Consider the following 14,286-nt stretch of genomic DNA (forward strand, 5'->3'; position numbering starts at 1 on the left):
TAGGATCGCCGCCGCCTCGTTCGTCCTAGGCTTCGCAAGGCCAACCAAGCGCCCAGACCAAACCCAAAGAGGAACAAGACATGACCGACCAGACCCCCATTCAGCCGGCCGCGAAAGTTCTCGGTGGATTGACCCCCTATCTGCAACTGGACGGCGCCTTCAAGGCCGCCGAGTTCTACAAGAAGGCCTTCGGCGCCGAGCAGGTGTTCTTCTATCCGCCCGATGACCAGGGCCGCACCATGCACATCCATCTCCACATCAACGGCTCGACGCTGATGATTTCCGATTTCTACCCCGAAAACGGCATGCCTGCCGTCAAGCCGCAGGGCTATACCATGCAGCTCCATCTCGGCGCCGACGAGATCGATGGCTGGTGGAAGCGCGCGGTCGATGCCGGCTGCGAAGTCGCAGTGCCGCTGCAGCTGATGTTCTGGGGCGACCAGTGGGGCAACATGCGCGATCCCTTCGGGGTCGAATGGGCGATGAACGCGCCGGCGAAGAGAGACTGACCACCGCTGACAAAGCTCCTCACCGGCTGACGCCGGTAAGGAGCTTTGTGAGATACTCCAAGGAGAACCTGATGTCCTATGTCGATGGTTTCGTGCTCGCCGTGCCGAAGGCAAATATCGATGACTACAAGAAGCTGGCCAACCTCGCAGGCCCGATATGGAAGGAACACGGAGCGCTCGCCTATGTCGAATGTATCGCCGACGACGTGCCCTATGGTGAGTTGACCTCGTTTCCGCGTGCCGTTCAGGCAAAAGACGACGAGATCGTCGTCTTCGCCTGGGCCGTCTATTCATCCAGGCAAAGCCGCGACGCGGTAATGGCCAAGGTTATGGCCGATCCGCGTTTGACGCCCGATTTGGGGCCTATGCCCTTCGATATGAAGCGCATGATCTTCGGCGGCTTCCAGCCCTTCATCGAGCTTTAGCCGCTGCTCAGGCCAGCTTGTCCAGCAGCGGCTTCAATCTGTCGCCATAGCGCTTCCAGAGATCGACCGAGCCCTGATACATCGGCTGGCGCACCTGCGCGGCCGAGGCCGTGCGCACCGGACGGTCGGTCTCGTGGAACGACAGCGCCTTGTCGTCCCAGGACAGGCCGAGATGCGCGATCAGCGCCCGCGTCTGTCCCTCCTGGTCGGCCACGAAATCCTCGTAACGCACGTCATGCACGACGCCCGGCAGAACATCGCGCCAATGCGCCATGATGTCGGTGTAGATATTGTGGAAATCGGCGAGCTCGCCCAGATCATAGCCGTAGCGGTGGTTGTCGCCGCGGAAATGCACCTTGTAGATCGAAAGGCAGGTCGCCGCCGCATCGCGCGCGCAATGGATGATCTTGGCTTTCGGCAGCATCATATGGATGAAGCCGATGAGCAGGAAGTTGCCGGGCATCTTGTCGGTGACATGCCTGAAGTTGGGATAGCGCTCATGCAGCATGTCGAGATAGGCTTGGCCCGCCTCCGCAAACTCCGCGTCGGATACATCGACCAGTCCCCAGGGGAAACCTCCCGGCATGGTCAGCGGAAATTGCTTGCCGACCGCGGTTTTCAACATGCTGAGCTCGCCCGCGCCATAGACTTGTGGATGGCTGGCGATGATCTGTTCGACCAGCGTGGTGCCGGAGCGCGGCATGCCAACGACGAAAATCGGCGTGTCGTCGGAGATTGCACTTGGCTTGTGCTTTTCGAAAAAGCCGGCGTTGAACACCGTCTTCATCGCCTCGAATTCGGCCCGCGTCCTGACCGGATCATAATCGATGCCCTTGCGGCGGATCGCATTGCCTTCAGCGAAATAGTCGAAGGCCCTGTTGTAGTCCTTCAAATCGTCATTGGCCTTGCCGAGACCGAAGGACAGCTGCATGCGCGCCAGGCTGTCGGCCGGCGCCTTGGCATGCTGGGCCTCCATGCCGGCGAGTTCGGCGTCGCGCTCCCTCTGGCGCTTGACCTGCGTCAGCATCAGCCAGGCTTTTGCCATGCCTGGCGTGATCGCCAGCGCCTGCCGGAACAGGTCGGCCGCCTCATCGAGCTTGCCTTTTTCCATCAGCCCGACGCCGAGCCCGTGCAACAGGTCGGCATCCCTGGGCCGGATCGTCAGCGCCTCGCGAAAGGTCGCCAGCGCCTCGTCCAGACGACCGGCTTCCTGCAACGTTTCGGCAAGCCCGATGCGGGCGCGGACATGGAAGGGATTGCGCCCGATTGTGCCGCGATAGATGTCCTCCGCAGCCTCGAACTGGCCGAGCTGTTTCAACGCCGAACCCAGATTGTCGCGTGCCGCGAGCTGGTCGGGCTTGAGATCTACCGCGCCGCGGAAGAAATCGGCGGCCGCTGCGATGCGGCCGAGATCGCGCATCACCGTGCCGAGATTGTTGAGGAAATCGGGATTCTTCGGCTGCAGACGCACAGACTGCTCGATCAGCTCCAGCCCTTCGGGGTTGCGCCCGGTCTGGTGCAGCAACAGGCCCAGGAAATGCGCCGCTGCCGGGTGATTGGCCTTGCGCGCCAGCACCTGCCGGTACAGCGTCTCGGCCTCCTGCCGGCGCCCGGCCTGATGCAGCTGCAGCGCCTGCTGCACATATTGGTCGAGGCCCAGCGGCGGCTGTCCGCCAGCTCCAGCACCCGCCGCTCTTCTCTGATCTCTGTTGATGGGAAACCTGCCGTGTTTTGTCCGCTTGCCGCGATCTAGGCCATCGGCGCTGCAGGTTCAAGGGAAGAGTGGGCTCGCCAAGGGCGCGGACCTCCTCGAAACTCTAGAGGAATTCCAGGAAAATGTAGCGTTCAAATCAACCGGTTGCTTTCGGCGAGCCGGCGCTCCCGCCGCTGCGTGCCGTCGGTGTCGGCAATCTTGCGCCGTGCCGCTTCGTCGCTTCTTATCGTCAGGCGCACTGACATTGCCTTGGGGAAGAGGACGATTGGCTCGATTGTTGCGGTCGGACGATCCGGCGTTTTCATGATTCTCATATATTTTGCCCTTTCGTAAAAAATAATCTTAGGCACTGGAATTTATTCCGATGCTCTCTAAATAAGAAACTGGTTGATATTGTTCCAGGATAGCAGATTTATTAGAGGTTTATACGAGAAATTTTTATATCGGTCGAGCCGTGGCGGAAATCAGCTTGAATAATCAGCAATTTCGGATTATTGGTCTGAGATCGTTTTTTGGGCCAAGCTTGGCATATAGCGGCGTCGGAGATACTCGACCCGCCAAACTCATTCCAATCGCCGATGGTTGAGTTCCCTGTTGATGCCGGAAAGCATCGACGAACCAGAGCCAAGCCAATGCCGGATCGCACCACCCGTTCCATCGCCCATTTCGCGGCACCCTTCGTGCTTGGCGGGCTGGAAGGGCAACTGCCGGCCGGCGACTATGACATCGATCACGACGAAGAGCTGATCGAGGGCATGTCGCGGCTTGCCTGGCGTCGCGTCGCCACCTTCATCCATTTGCCGGCAAGGGCGGTGAAGAACCCGGCCACCAGCCAGCTTGTCGCCATCGACTACCTCGAACTCGAAACAGCGCTGAGGCGCGACCAGGAGAACGCAGCATGATCCGCTTCCAGCAGAATGCGCGTCCGCGCACCGACACGCCCTCGCACCTCTTCGCCGTCGGCCAGACCGTGCGCATGAAGAGCCGCAGCGGGCTCGCCCAGAAGACCGCCGAGCTGTTTCAGATAAAGAGCAGATTGCCGGTCAAGGATGGCTCGCCGCAATATCGCATCCGCAGCGAGCAGGAGACCTATGAGCGGGTCACCACGGAAGACAACCTCGAAGTGGCGGACGCCCCGGCTGTCCCCGACAGCCCGGCCGTCTGACACCGCACCCACCCAGCACGTACGAAGGAGCAGACGGATGGCCAAGGGTCAGCAGCGCAGCAATCGCGAAACTCGCAAGCCCAAGAAAGACAAGGTGGTGGCCAAGGCCGCCTCCCCGTTCGGTTCCTCGGTCAAGCAAGCCGAGAGCAGCCTGAAGCCGAAGTCGAAGGGCTGACAAGGCAGGGGCGCGCCTGGCGTACCTGCCGGCAATGGACTGACGATCTCGGACTGACGATCTCGCGCAAAACTCTGCAACGGAGGCTTGCTTGACGTTCTTCGTCGAGCCGCTCGCGCGACGTCGACGAAGCCACGCTCGACAAGGTATCGCTGGACGCGCCGAACCTGCGCGCCGCCCTGCAGGGCGCCACCGCGCTGTTCCACAGCCTCGCCATGCCGCAGATCCCCGACCGTCTGCGCATTTGCGACGAGGACGGCGCAGAGCTTTATGCCGGCCCGGCCGACGGGGCGTATTCGGCGTAGGCAACCACTCCGATCCGCGACCTTGCCTTCTCCCTTGGGGGTGAGAAGCGGTCCGCGCAGCAGACGAAAAGCCAATTGTTGGCTTTTCGAGTTTCGAACGCCCTGAGCCTGCGAAGGACCAAGGGTGGTCCGGTCCACCCGCCCGGTCCCCGCTGCTTCGCAGGGTCCCGGCATTCGCCGCCTTTTATCGTGCCAGTGGGACGGTGAATTCGCCTCCGGCGGACTCACCCGACAGGGGAGAAGGAAAAATCAGCAGGGGCCGTCCTCGACGACGCGGTAGTCGGCGGAACGGGCCTCGCAGGCGTTGGGAAAGGTGCGCAGCTCGCCATGGCGGCGGGCGCAGACCGGGGCGTATTCGCGCGTGCAGAATGTCGGCTCTTCGCCGCCACCACCGCCACCACCGCCGCCGTCGCGGCAAGGGCCGTCGCGAACGATGCGGTAGCCTTCCCGTTCGGCAAGGCAGGCATTGGCGAAGGTCTGGCGGTCACCGCCGCGCCGCGCGCAGACCGGCTCGTATTGCCTGGTGCAGAATTCCGGTTCCGGCCGTGGCGGGCGCGGACGTGGTCCCGGCCCGTCATCGACGACGACGGTGCAGGCCGCAAGAAGACCCGACAGGAAGAGAATAGTAAAACCCTGGCGCGAGAAGATCGTCGCAAGAAATCTCATGATATGCCTCCCTCGAGCCGGCGCAAAACGCGCCTGTCGATCCTCGCCATTCCCTTGCCAAATGCAACCCCCGTTTGCGGCGCGGGAGCCATGCGATGCCCGGCCCGCGCATTGCTTTGGCCCTGGACCAGACCGCTGGACCATGCGTGGCCGGGCTCTGGCTGATGAACTCTTAAGAACCCAGGTTTATCGAAGCGCCTGCGTTGGGATGCGTCGATGGACGCGGCCCGCGGCGCTATCTTGCAACGATCACGTTTCCGTGCGATAAATTTTGTGTTCGGGCATTTGCGACCCGGAGAGCGGAACGTTTTGGACGACCTTTCCCCGATACTGTGAATCTCTGACGGCCCCGTTTTCGGCGGGGGGTTTTACCATGCGCAAATGCAGGACTGCCGAAGCAACCACCGGGACTTGCCCACGATGCCAGGCGGCGGGCAAACCATAAGACTGACACGGGTGAAGGAGTTTCCCCAATGGCCCAGACCGGCACCGTTAAATTCTTCAACGCGACCAAAGGCTTCGGCTTCATCACGCCCGATGGCGGCGCCAAGGATGTGTTCGTCCACATTTCCGCGATCGAGGCCTCGGGCCTGCGTACCCTCGTCGACGGCCAGAAGGTCACCTTCGACGTTGAACCCGACCGCATGGGCAAGGGTCCGAAGGCGGTCAACCTCCGCGCGGCCTGAACCGGCGGTGCCCGCGCGCCCGTCAGGGCGCTCGAAAAAGCACCTCAAGCGTGTTTGAACCGGCTTTGTCAGCCGTCCAGAGTTTCGAAGGCGCGACGTTTCTGGTCGCGCCTTTTTCATGTCCGCCGTCGCCGCAGGCAAAGGACGCTCTACCGGTCCATGGCGTGGCTGATCGCCGGAGCAATCGTCTGGCGCGAATTGCCTTCCGTGCCACAATCTATTTGACCAGCCTTCAGCGTTGCCGCCCTGGCCAAAACTTTCTCTTGCCGATAGCGCTAAAATAAAGGACAAATTTCCCTTCGGGCATTTGCCGGCCCGAAACTGGACTTTATGGGATCAAAGGGAGCTTCCCATGCCGCAGACCGGCACTGTCAAATTCTTCAATCATGCCAAAGGCTTCGGCTTCATTACGCCCGACGACGGGCAGAAGGATGTCTTCGTTCATATTTCGGCCGTGCAGGCTTCGGGTCTTTCCGGTCTAGAGGATGGACAGAAAGTGACATTCGACACCGAGCCGGACAAGCGCGGCAAGGGTCCGAAGGCCGTCAACCTGTCGGTCGGCTAAGCCGGCTCAAGACAGTCCGGACGGAGATTGACGAGGCGGAGCGCCTTGCGTACGCGCTTGGTTTTGCCGCAAGAACTGGATCGTATCAGCCAATTCCGTTCAGCCCCCGTTCAGCCACGGTCTTCTATTAATCGTCCCCTAGGCTGGACCGCATCCCCGAAAACTATCCGGGCCGGCACGAAGGAGACCAAAATGAATCGCATTTTCAAGACCGCCATCCTGGGCGCCGCTCTCGCCGCGACCACCCTCGCCACCTTGCCTGCCGCCAATGCCAAGGACTGGAACCGCTGGCATCATGGCCATGGTCGTCATCATAATGGCGACGCGCTTGCGGCCGGTGTCGTCGGCCTTGCGGCCGGCGCTCTGATCGCCGGTGCGCTGAGCAACCCGCAGCCGCGCTACAGCAGCTATGACGACGATTACGACTACCGCGAAGTGCGGCCGGCGCCGGTGCGCCGTTACTATGCCGAACCGCGGGTCGTCTATGCCGACCGCTATGCCGAGCCGTGGACCCGCGACTGGTACGAATACTGCTCGGACCGCTACCGGAGCTTCAATGCCCGCAGCGGCACGTTCACCGGCAATGACGGTGAGCAGCATTTCTGCGTCGCGAATTGAGCTTCCCTGTCCCACAAAAAGCGCTGACCGCAAGGCCAGCGCTTTTTTTTGGCAGAAAGACATCGCTAAGTCAGGAAGGGATTGGTCCGCCTCTCCTCGCCAAAGCGGCCACCCGGGCCGTGGCCGCAGATGAAGCCGATCTCGTCACCGAGCGGCAAAAGCTTGTTCTTAATCGAGGCGATCAGCGCCGCATGGTCGCCGCCCGGCAGGTCGGTGCGCCCGACCGAGCCGCGAAACAGCACGTCGCCGACATGAGCGAACTTCGCCGCGCGATTGTAGTATACGACATGGCCGGGCGCATGGCCGGGGCAGTGCAGCACCTCGAACATATGTGAGCCGAACGAAACCGTCTCGCCCTCTGCGAGAAACCGGTCGGGGACGCAGTTGCGCACCCCGGTAATGCCGTAGCGCTGGCCCTGGTTCTCGAGATTGTCGAGCAATAGCTTGTCGGCTTCGTGCGGGCCGACGATCTCGATGCCGAGTGCTTCCTTCAGCTCCATGGCGCCACCGGCGTGATCGATGTGGCCATGGGTGATCCAGATCGCAGCGGCGGTGATCGCATTGTCCTTCAGCACCGCCAGCACCTTGTCGATGTCGCCGCCCGGATCGACGACGACGCCATGCTTGTCATCCATGTCGAACAGGATGGTGCAGTTCTGCTGGAAAGGCGTGACCGGCACGATGCCGGCATTGAGCTGACCCATGATTGTCCTTTCGCTGTTCCAGCGTGATGTAGAGGCGTGGGCGAAGGCCGTCCACTGCTGAAAGGCAAACAGTCCGTCCCAAAACAGAAATGGGCGGCCCAACGGCCGCCCATTTGACGAAGCCTGAGTCTCGGGCAATTCCAGGAAAAGTGTAAAGCGGTCTTCCGTCCGGAATTGCGTGAAACAACAAACTAGATCATTCGCCGTGAAACGGCGAATGATCTAGAGGCTTACTTCTTCATCGCGCCAATGACCGCACCGATGATGCCGGTCAGGATGGCGCCGCCGCCGGCGCCGCCGAGCAGGTTTTTGAGGTTCAGCGTATCACCCAATCCGCCCGCTGCCGTGGCAGCCGCTGCCGGGTCGGCCGTACCGCCGAGCAGGCTGCCGAGGATCGCCGCGCCGCCGACGCCGCCAACGGCGCCGCCGAGGATTTTGGTCAGCTGGCCCATCGCCGCATTCTTCAGCGCAACGCCGACCGCCTGACCACCGACAACACCTGCAATTACCTGCACAACGAGCGCAATGAGCGTATTCGTATCCATGTACCTAGTCCCTCCATAGCTGCCAGCCTCCCGGGCCGACACCATCATGAGACGCTGAATTATACGAAAGTCAAATGCACAAATGCTGAAATAAAGGGGCCGGCCTCAAAACCGCCCCTGCTTGCGAAAAAAGCTGTGACTTTCGTTATTCTGCGGCTATCGCATGCTTAGGTTGCACCGCAGCAGAATAGTCGTTCATCAAAGTCTTGGCGATCTCGCCGACCTCGAATCGGTACGGACCGATCTCGGAGACCGGCGTCACTTCCGCTGCCGTTCCGGTGAGGAAGCACTGTTCGAAGCCTGCGAGTTCCTCAGGCATGATGGCGCGCTCGACGACTTCAAGGCCGCGGTCCTTGGCGAGGCCGATGACGGTGCGGCGGGTGATGCCGTCGAGGAAGCAATCGGGCTTCGGCGTGTGGATCTTGCCATCCTTGACGAAGAAGATGTTGGCGCCCGTTGCTTCGGCGACCTGGCCGCGCCAGTCGAGCATCATGGCATCGGCATAGCCCTTGGCCTCGGCGGCATGCTTGGACATGGTGCAGATCATGTAGAGGCCGGCGGCTTTCGACTTCGACGGCGCGGTGCGCGGATCGGGCCGGCGCCATTCCGCCAGATCGAGACGGATGCCCTTGAGCTTCTGCGCCGGGTCGAAATAGCTCGGCCATTGCCAGATGGCGATGGCGCAGTTGATGCGGCTGTTCTGCGCCGACACCCCCATCTGTTCGCTGCCGCGCCAGGCGATCGGCCTGACATAGGCGTCCTGGAAACCCTGCTTCTTCAGAAGCGTGGTCGAGGCGTCATTGAGCTCGGCCACGGAATAGGGAATATTGAAGCCGAGCAGGCGCGCCGATTCATGCAGACGCTCGGTGTGCTCGTTGAGCTTGAAGATGGCGCCGCCATAGGCGCGCTCGCCCTCGAAGACGGCGCTGGCATAGTGCAGGCCGTGGGTCAGCACGTGGATCTTGGCATCGGCCCATTTGACGAACTCGCCGTTGATCCAGATGAAGCCGTCCAGTTGGTCGAAGGGAACGGATGCCATGGAAACCTCCCGCGGGCGGCGACCCGCACATCATTAGTGTTGTTCTTGTTGCGCGACAGCCGCGTCGGGCGGCCCTTGAAGCGTAAGCGGAGAATCGAACTCTGGCAAACTCAGGAAGTTCCGGAAAAACCGCACTCCCTTGCCTTGTCGTTCGCATTCAGCCGAAAAGCTTGTCAAAAATTACCATTGCGGGGAAATTACGTCAATAGTACTGACATAATTTCCCTCTATGGACGGAGGAATGATGACGGATCGAAGCCCAGCTGCCGGAAAACCGATCAAGACGCCGATCACCGACGAGGACGGCATCGACTTCGCCATCATCGAACTGTTCTTCTTTGCGTATCGCGATTTCACTTCCGATCCGGACCAGATCCTGGCCGATTACGGCTTTGGCCGCGCTCATCACCGTGTGCTGCATTTTGTCAACCGCCGGCCGGGACTGACGGTCGCCGAACTGCTCGACGTGCTCAAGATCACCAAGCAGAGCCTGGCGCGGGTGCTCAAGCAGCTGATCGACACCGACCATATCGTCCAATTGCAGGGTCCGCGCGACCGCCGCCAGCGGGAGCTCTATCCGACAGCCAAGGGGCGCGCCCTGGCGCTGGCCCTGGCGCGGCCACAGTCACGCCGCATCCGTGCTGCATTGGAAGATTCCGGAGCCAGCGAGCGTCCCTTGATCGAACGATTCCTGGAAGCCATGGTCAATCCGGAACTAAGGGCGCAGATCGACATTGTGCCTGCAAACATGTCAGGGAAAAGCCATGGAGACCATTGAGAGGGTGGACCAGCCGACGGCGCCGGACGATGACGCGCCGCATCTGCTTGTGGTCGACGACGACACCCGCATTCGCAATTTGCTCAAGCAGTATCTGACCGAAAACGGTTTTCGCGTCACAGTTGCTGGAAATGCCGGCGAGGCCAGGCGAAAGCTCGCCGGACTCGACTTCGACCTCCTTGTCCTCGACGTCATGATGCCCGGAGAGACCGGCGTCGACCTCACCAAGGCGCTGCGGGCGGAGAAGAACGTGCCGATCCTGATGCTCACCGCGCTATCGGAAACCGACAGCCGCATCACCGGGCTCGAGGCCGGCGCCGACGACTATCTGCCCAAGCCCTTCGACCCGCGCGAGCTGATCCTGCGCATAAACAACATCCTGCGCCGTGGCGGCCCCGCGACGACGCCCAAGGTCGAGCAGCTGGTCTTCGGCCCTTATACTTTCCAGATCGCCAGGCGCGAGCTGAAGCGGGGCGGCGAGGCGCTGAAGCTGACCGACCGCGAGCAGGAGATCCTGGCGATCTTTGCCGCGCGGGCCGGCGAAACGATCCCGCGCCATGAACTTGTCGGCGACGATTCGGAAGTCGGCGAGCGCACCATCGACGTTCAGATCAACCGGCTGCGCCGCAAGATCGAGCGCGATCCGTCCAATCCGGTCTGGCTGCAGACGGTGCGCGGTATTGGGTATCGGCTCAGCGTGGAATAGAATGCCGCTGACGGCCGCCCTTGGCCATAGATGTGCGGCCATCGACCAGCGGCCATTGACCCAGCGAAAGGACAAATGGCGACCACGCAACTGGAACGGCCGGAACAGGGCGGCTTTGGCGCGCGCGTTTCACGCGCGCTGAAAGCAATGCCGCGTGCCTGGAAGCGGTTCTGGCGGCTGGTTGCGTTCTATATGCCCAAGCGGCTTTATGCCCGCTCGCTGATCATCGTCATCGCGCCGATGATCCTTCTGCAGTCGGTCGTCGCCTTCGACTTCATGGAACGCCACTGGGCAACCGTGACGCAGCGCCTGTCGCAGGCCACCGTGCGCGACATCGCCGCGATCATCGACATGATCGAGACCTATCCGCATGATGGCGACTACGCCAACATCATCCGCATCGCCCAAGACCGCATGCAGTTGAAGGTCGACCTCTTGCCGCCCGACCCGTTGCCGGCGCCTGGACCCAAGCCCTTCTTCTCGATCCTTGACGACGTCCTTTCCACCGAGATCACCCGCCAGATCAACCGCCCGTTCTGGATCGACACGGTCGGCAATTCCAACATCGTCGAGGTCCGCATCCAGCTCGAGGGCAAGGTGCTGCGCGTCTTCGTGCGCCGCAGCCAGGCCTATGCCTCCAACACCCACATCTTCCTGATCTGGATGGTCGGGACGTCACTGGTCCTGCTGACGATTGCCATCCCCTTCCTTCGCAACCAGATCCGGCCGATCCTGTCTCTGGCCGAGGCCGCCGAAAGCTTCGGCAAGGGCCGGCCGATGCCGCGCGATTTCCGCCCACGCGGCGCCGAGGAGGTTCGCCGGGCCGGCTTTGCCTTCATCCAGATGCGCGAGCGCATCGAACGCCAGCTGGAACAGCGCACCGCCATGCTGACCGGCGTCAGCCACGATCTCAGAACCATCCTCACCCGCTTCAAGCTGCAGCTGGCGCTGGCCGGCGGCAAGCCCGAGACCAAGGCCGCGCTCAACCAGGACATCGACGACATGCAGTCGATGCTGGAAGGCTATATCGCGTTTGCCCGCGGCGAAGCGTCGGAAGATGCCGGCCATTTCGATCTCGAGGCCTATTTCCAAAAGCTCGGCGAGGAGGCGTCGCTGCACAAGCGCAAGCTATCGACCGTGCTTGCCGGTGATCCGGACGTGCATGTGCGCCCGCACGCTTTCGCCCGGCTGTTGTCCAATGTCGCCGGCAATGCCTTGCGCTATGCCAAGACGGTGGAGATCAGCGCCGATCACGGCCGCGGCTCACTCGTCGTCACCATCGACGATGACGGTCCGGGCATCCCGCCGGAAAAGCGCGAGGACGTGTTCAAACCATTCGTGCGGCTCGACGAGGCGCGCAACCTCGACGCCAGCGGCACCGGCCTTGGTCTCTCTATCGCCCGCGATATTGCCCGCAGCCATGGCGGCGACATCATGCTGGAAGACAGCCCGCTCGGCGGCCTGCGGGCGGTGATCAAGGTGCCCGCCTGACCAAAGCATGATCTGGAAGGCGGGCTCGGCCAAAAACCACCTTCATCCGCCCGTCATGAAACCATGGTCAAGAGCGCGCATGAAGCGCGCGACCTCAGTTGATTCGGCTCAGCCGCCTTACTTCGACCTCGTGCCTGCCCGGGTGCGGTGGAGCGAAGCGAGGGCAGCCGGGCCGTACCGCTATCGCATCAAGGCAACCGTCGACCCGAGCAAAGGACCGCCATGCGCATCCTGATGGTCACCGACGCCTGGCGGCCGCAAGTCAACGGCGTCGTCCACACGCTGGAGCGGCTCACCGAAACGCTGAAAACCTTCGACGTTGCGGTCGACTTCCTGACCCCGAACATCTTTCGCACCTTGCCGTTGCCGACCTACCCCGACATCAGGCTGGCGCTGACCACGCCCGGTCATGTCGCGCGGCTGATCGAGGCTCGCAAGGCCGACCATATCCATATCGTCACCGAAGGCCCGCTCGGCATCATGGCGCGGCGCTATTGCCGCAATGCTGGCCGTCCCTTTACCACCAGCTATCACACCCGCTTTCCCGAATATCTCAGCGCCCGCCTGCCGGTGCCGGAGAGCTGGGCCTATCGCTGGCTGCGTGATTTCCACAATTCGGGACAAGGCACGCTGGTCGCCACCCAGTCGCTGGCGGAGGACCTTGCGTCGCGAGGCTTCACCAAGCTCAGGCCGTGGACGCGGGGCGTCGACACCGATCACTTCCGCCCGGACAAGAAGAAGGACCTCGGCTTTCCCGGCCCGGTATTCCTGTGCGTCGGCCGCGTCGCCATCGAGAAGAACCTGAGCGCCTTCCTCGATCTCGACCTGCCCGGCAGCAAGGTGATCGTCGGCGAAGGACCGGAACTGGCCAGGCTCAGGGCGAAATACCCGCAGGCGCATTTCCTCGGCCATCGCCCGAACGATGAGCTGGCCGAGATCTACGCCTCGGCTGATGTTTTCGTTTTCCCCAGCCGCACCGACACGTTCGGCAACGTGATCATCGAGGCGCTGGCCAGCGGCACGCCGGTGGCCGCCTATCCGGTCACCGGACCGATCGACATTGTCGGCGACGGCATCGGCGGCGCGGTGTCGACCGATCTGCGCGAGGCCTCGCTCGCCGCGCTCAATGTCGACCGCGCCGAGGCGCGCGAACGCGCCATGCGCTACAGTTGGAAAGCCTGCGCCGAAATGTTCATGGACACGGTCGAAGAGGCGCTGAGCACAACGCGCAAGCTGGCCGCCTGACGCAATCTTCCTAAAACAACCTGCCGCCGTCCGGCACCTTGCGCTCGATGGCGCCAAGGACCACGGCGCCTTCCTCATCAGGGAAGCCGAGCGTGAGCACTTCCGACATGAACGGACCGATCTGGCGCGGCGGGAAATTCACCACCGCAAACACCTGCCGTCCCACCAGCGTTTCCGGCGCATAGTATTTCGTGATCTGTGCCGAGGATTTCTTCACGCCGATCTCAGGGCCGAAATCGATCTTCAGCTTGAACGCGGGTTTGCGCGCCTCGGGGAAAGGCTCGGCCTCGACGATCGTGCCGGCACGGATGTCGACACGATCAAAATCGGCAAAGCTGATCTCGGGCTTGCGCGCGCTGCTCGAACTCATGGAAGCTCAGGCGTTGCCATAGGTCTCGAACAGGACGCCGGCCAGCGCATCCTTGGCCGAGGTTCCCGACCAGACAACGAACTGGAAGGCCTGGAAATAGCACTCGCAGGCTTCAAGCGCCGACGACAAAAGCACCTCGACCTGCTGGCTCGACGGTTCGACCCCGCCGGCGAGCAGCAGCGACTGGCGAAACATGATCGCGCCCTCCTGCTCCCAGAGATCGAAATGGCCAAACAGCATCTGCTCGTTGATCAGCGACAAAAGCCGCATCACTTCCAGCGCGCGGGCTTCCGGCACCTTGATGTCGAAAGCACAGGCCAGATGCAGCGCCTCGAAATCCTCCATCCATGAGAAGGAGACGTGATAGTCGGTCCAGCTGCCGGCAACCGAGATCGAGATTTCGTCATCGCCGGCCCGTTCGAAGGACCAGTCATTGTTATGGGCGACCTGCTCGATGACATCCACCGGATGGATTTCGCGGGAGAATTCGAGTTCGAGAAGTTCCATGGAATGCTTCCTGTGTTCAGGGGAGCGCCACACGCTCCGCGGGGCACACACGACGAACAATCTTGTCTTGAAC

Annotated in this window: 20 protein-coding genes; 12 read left to right on the forward strand and 8 right to left on the reverse strand. The window is 62.0% G+C overall.

All coding sequences use genetic code 11. The features are described 5' to 3' along the window. Window positions 1–80 precede the first annotated feature (80 nt). Window positions 81–509 (forward strand): VOC family protein, encoded by a 429-nt coding sequence (locus NKH22_RS09980; protein ID WP_023821590.1) that lies wholly within the window; start codon window positions 81–83, stop codon window positions 507–509. A 71-nt stretch (window positions 510–580) separates the two neighbouring features. Continuing rightward, complete coding sequence (locus NKH22_RS09985; protein WP_023683729.1) at window positions 581–934, forward strand: DUF1428 domain-containing protein; 354 nt, start codon at window positions 581–583, stop codon at window positions 932–934. Window positions 935–941: 7 nt separating this feature from the next. Here NKH22_RS09985 and NKH22_RS09990 read toward each other — a convergent pair whose 3' ends face one another. Both NKH22_RS09990 and NKH22_RS09995 read right to left on the reverse strand, forming a co-directional pair. After that, the gene (locus tag NKH22_RS09990) at window positions 942–2,576 is read right to left on the reverse strand and encodes a tetratricopeptide repeat-containing sulfotransferase family protein (RefSeq protein WP_352909464.1); all 1,635 of its coding nucleotides are present in this window, start codon (window positions 2,574–2,576) and stop codon (window positions 942–944) included. A 203-nt stretch (window positions 2,577–2,779) separates the two neighbouring features. Next, window positions 2,780–2,953, reverse strand: a complete 174-nt coding sequence (locus tag NKH22_RS09995) for a hypothetical protein (RefSeq protein WP_245260589.1) — start codon at window positions 2,951–2,953, stop codon at window positions 2,780–2,782. A 327-nt stretch (window positions 2,954–3,280) separates the two neighbouring features. On the opposite strand from NKH22_RS09995, the gene NKH22_RS10000 reads away from it, so the two are divergent. Genes NKH22_RS10000 through NKH22_RS10010 form a run of 3 tightly spaced genes read left to right on the forward strand, consistent with a single transcriptional unit; the run spans window position 3,281 to window position 3,988 of the window. Beyond that, window positions 3,281–3,550, forward strand: a complete 270-nt coding sequence (locus NKH22_RS10000) for a hypothetical protein (RefSeq protein WP_023672014.1) — start codon at window positions 3,281–3,283, stop codon at window positions 3,548–3,550. Beyond that, window positions 3,547–3,813 carry a hypothetical protein gene (locus NKH22_RS10005; RefSeq protein WP_023683726.1) on the forward strand — a complete coding sequence of 89 codons (267 nt, stop codon included), beginning with the start codon at window positions 3,547–3,549 and terminating at the stop codon, window positions 3,811–3,813. The genes NKH22_RS10000 and NKH22_RS10005 overlap by 4 nt, the downstream gene beginning before the upstream one ends. A 37-nt stretch (window positions 3,814–3,850) precedes the next feature. After that, entirely contained in the window at window positions 3,851–3,988 is a 138-nt protein-coding gene (locus NKH22_RS10010) for a hypothetical protein (RefSeq protein ID WP_023683725.1), read from the forward strand. A 554-nt stretch (window positions 3,989–4,542) separates the two neighbouring features. Here NKH22_RS10010 and NKH22_RS10015 read toward each other — a convergent pair. Then, window positions 4,543–4,959, reverse strand: a complete 417-nt coding sequence (locus NKH22_RS10015; protein WP_023821592.1) for a Kazal-type serine protease inhibitor domain-containing protein — start codon at window positions 4,957–4,959, stop codon at window positions 4,543–4,545. A 473-nt stretch (window positions 4,960–5,432) separates the two neighbouring features. On the opposite strand from NKH22_RS10015, the gene NKH22_RS10020 reads away from it, so the two are divergent. The 3 genes from NKH22_RS10020 (at window position 5,433) to NKH22_RS10030 (ending at window position 6,828) form a co-directional block, all read left to right on the forward strand. After that, complete coding sequence (locus NKH22_RS10020; RefSeq protein ID WP_006202520.1) at window positions 5,433–5,645, forward strand: cold-shock protein; 213 nt, start codon at window positions 5,433–5,435, stop codon at window positions 5,643–5,645. Window positions 5,646–5,997: 352 nt separating this feature from the next. Further along, window positions 5,998–6,210, forward strand: a complete 213-nt coding sequence (locus NKH22_RS10025) for a cold-shock protein (protein WP_023672019.1) — start codon at window positions 5,998–6,000, stop codon at window positions 6,208–6,210. Window positions 6,211–6,402: 192 nt separating this feature from the next. Then, window positions 6,403–6,828: a BA14K family protein gene (locus tag NKH22_RS10030; protein ID WP_023672020.1), complete on the forward strand. Its 426-nt coding sequence runs from the start codon at window positions 6,403–6,405 to the stop codon at window positions 6,826–6,828. A 65-nt stretch (window positions 6,829–6,893) separates the two neighbouring features. On the opposite strand, the gene NKH22_RS10035 is transcribed toward NKH22_RS10030, so the two are convergent. The 3 genes from NKH22_RS10035 to NKH22_RS10045 all read right to left on the reverse strand — a co-directional run bounded on the left by NKH22_RS10035 (window position 6,894) and on the right by NKH22_RS10045 (window position 9,116). Continuing rightward, entirely contained in the window at window positions 6,894–7,532 is a 639-nt protein-coding gene (locus NKH22_RS10035) for an MBL fold metallo-hydrolase (RefSeq protein ID WP_023711154.1), read from the reverse strand. A gap of 230 nt (window positions 7,533–7,762) precedes the next feature. Beyond that, on the reverse strand, window positions 7,763–8,077 hold the full coding sequence (locus NKH22_RS10040; RefSeq protein WP_023821594.1) for a hypothetical protein: 315 nt from the start codon (window positions 8,075–8,077) through the stop codon (window positions 7,763–7,765). A 145-nt stretch (window positions 8,078–8,222) separates the two neighbouring features. Beyond that, window positions 8,223–9,116 carry a branched-chain amino acid aminotransferase gene (locus NKH22_RS10045; protein WP_023691566.1) on the reverse strand — a complete coding sequence of 298 codons (894 nt, stop codon included), beginning with the start codon at window positions 9,114–9,116 and terminating at the stop codon, window positions 8,223–8,225. 244 nt (window positions 9,117–9,360) lie between these two features. Between NKH22_RS10045 and NKH22_RS10050 the strand changes: the two genes are divergently transcribed. The 4 genes from NKH22_RS10050 to NKH22_RS10065 all read left to right on the forward strand — a co-directional run bounded on the left by NKH22_RS10050 (window position 9,361) and on the right by NKH22_RS10065 (window position 13,336). After that, window positions 9,361–9,894 (forward strand): MarR family winged helix-turn-helix transcriptional regulator, encoded by a 534-nt coding sequence (locus tag NKH22_RS10050; RefSeq protein WP_023683723.1) that lies wholly within the window; start codon window positions 9,361–9,363, stop codon window positions 9,892–9,894. Further along, complete coding sequence (locus tag NKH22_RS10055; RefSeq protein ID WP_023672025.1) at window positions 9,881–10,600, forward strand: response regulator; 720 nt, start codon at window positions 9,881–9,883, stop codon at window positions 10,598–10,600. Before NKH22_RS10050 ends, NKH22_RS10055 begins: the two co-directional genes overlap by 14 nt. Before the next feature lie 75 nt (window positions 10,601–10,675). Then, the gene (locus NKH22_RS10060; RefSeq protein WP_023672026.1) at window positions 10,676–12,091 is read left to right on the forward strand and encodes an ATP-binding protein; all 1,416 of its coding nucleotides are present in this window, start codon (window positions 10,676–10,678) and stop codon (window positions 12,089–12,091) included. 222 nt (window positions 12,092–12,313) lie between these two features. Continuing rightward, a complete protein-coding gene (locus NKH22_RS10065; protein WP_023821595.1) occupies window positions 12,314–13,336 on the forward strand; it encodes a glycosyltransferase family 4 protein in 1,023 nt (340 codons plus the stop codon). A gap of 10 nt (window positions 13,337–13,346) precedes the next feature. Here the strand turns inward: NKH22_RS10065 and NKH22_RS10070 are convergent, their stop codons facing one another. Further along, entirely contained in the window at window positions 13,347–13,706 is a 360-nt protein-coding gene (locus NKH22_RS10070; RefSeq protein ID WP_023672028.1) for a tRNA-binding protein, read from the reverse strand. A 6-nt stretch (window positions 13,707–13,712) separates the two neighbouring features. Next, window positions 13,713–14,213: a type III secretion system chaperone family protein gene (locus NKH22_RS10075; RefSeq protein ID WP_006202532.1), complete on the reverse strand. Its 501-nt coding sequence runs from the start codon at window positions 14,211–14,213 to the stop codon at window positions 13,713–13,715. Between the last annotated feature and the right edge of the window lie 73 nt (window positions 14,214–14,286).

This window comes from Mesorhizobium sp. M1252 (genome assembly GCF_040318265.1).
Taxonomy (GTDB): Bacteria; Pseudomonadota; Alphaproteobacteria; order Rhizobiales; family Rhizobiaceae; genus Mesorhizobium.

Coding starts and splice junctions, on each gene's coding strand:
- NKH22_RS10000 (WP_023672014.1), top strand. CDS start 3,281: ATGCCGGATCGCACCACCCGTTCCATCGCCCATTTCGCGGCACCCTTC.
- NKH22_RS10045 (WP_023691566.1), bottom strand. CDS start 9,116: ATGGCATCCGTTCCCTTCGACCAACTGGACGGCTTCATCTGGATCAAC.
- NKH22_RS10015 (WP_023821592.1), bottom strand. CDS start 4,959: ATGAGATTTCTTGCGACGATCTTCTCGCGCCAGGGTTTTACTATTCTC.
- NKH22_RS10075 (WP_006202532.1), bottom strand. CDS start 14,213: ATGGAACTTCTCGAACTCGAATTCTCCCGCGAAATCCATCCGGTGGAT.
- NKH22_RS10070 (WP_023672028.1), bottom strand. CDS start 13,706: ATGAGTTCGAGCAGCGCGCGCAAGCCCGAGATCAGCTTTGCCGATTTT.
- NKH22_RS09980 (WP_023821590.1), top strand. CDS start 81: ATGACCGACCAGACCCCCATTCAGCCGGCCGCGAAAGTTCTCGGTGGA.
- NKH22_RS10020 (WP_006202520.1), top strand. CDS start 5,433: ATGGCCCAGACCGGCACCGTTAAATTCTTCAACGCGACCAAAGGCTTC.
- NKH22_RS10035 (WP_023711154.1), bottom strand. CDS start 7,532: ATGGGTCAGCTCAATGCCGGCATCGTGCCGGTCACGCCTTTCCAGCAG.
- NKH22_RS10065 (WP_023821595.1), top strand. CDS start 12,314: ATGCGCATCCTGATGGTCACCGACGCCTGGCGGCCGCAAGTCAACGGC.
- NKH22_RS10010 (WP_023683725.1), top strand. CDS start 3,851: ATGGCCAAGGGTCAGCAGCGCAGCAATCGCGAAACTCGCAAGCCCAAG.
- NKH22_RS10005 (WP_023683726.1), top strand. CDS start 3,547: ATGATCCGCTTCCAGCAGAATGCGCGTCCGCGCACCGACACGCCCTCG.
- NKH22_RS10055 (WP_023672025.1), top strand. CDS start 9,881: ATGGAGACCATTGAGAGGGTGGACCAGCCGACGGCGCCGGACGATGAC.
- NKH22_RS09985 (WP_023683729.1), top strand. CDS start 581: ATGTCCTATGTCGATGGTTTCGTGCTCGCCGTGCCGAAGGCAAATATC.
- NKH22_RS10060 (WP_023672026.1), top strand. CDS start 10,676: ATGGCGACCACGCAACTGGAACGGCCGGAACAGGGCGGCTTTGGCGCG.
- NKH22_RS10050 (WP_023683723.1), top strand. CDS start 9,361: ATGACGGATCGAAGCCCAGCTGCCGGAAAACCGATCAAGACGCCGATC.
- NKH22_RS10040 (WP_023821594.1), bottom strand. CDS start 8,077: ATGGATACGAATACGCTCATTGCGCTCGTTGTGCAGGTAATTGCAGGT.
- NKH22_RS09995 (WP_245260589.1), bottom strand. CDS start 2,953: ATGAAAACGCCGGATCGTCCGACCGCAACAATCGAGCCAATCGTCCTC.
- NKH22_RS10030 (WP_023672020.1), top strand. CDS start 6,403: ATGAATCGCATTTTCAAGACCGCCATCCTGGGCGCCGCTCTCGCCGCG.
- NKH22_RS10025 (WP_023672019.1), top strand. CDS start 5,998: ATGCCGCAGACCGGCACTGTCAAATTCTTCAATCATGCCAAAGGCTTC.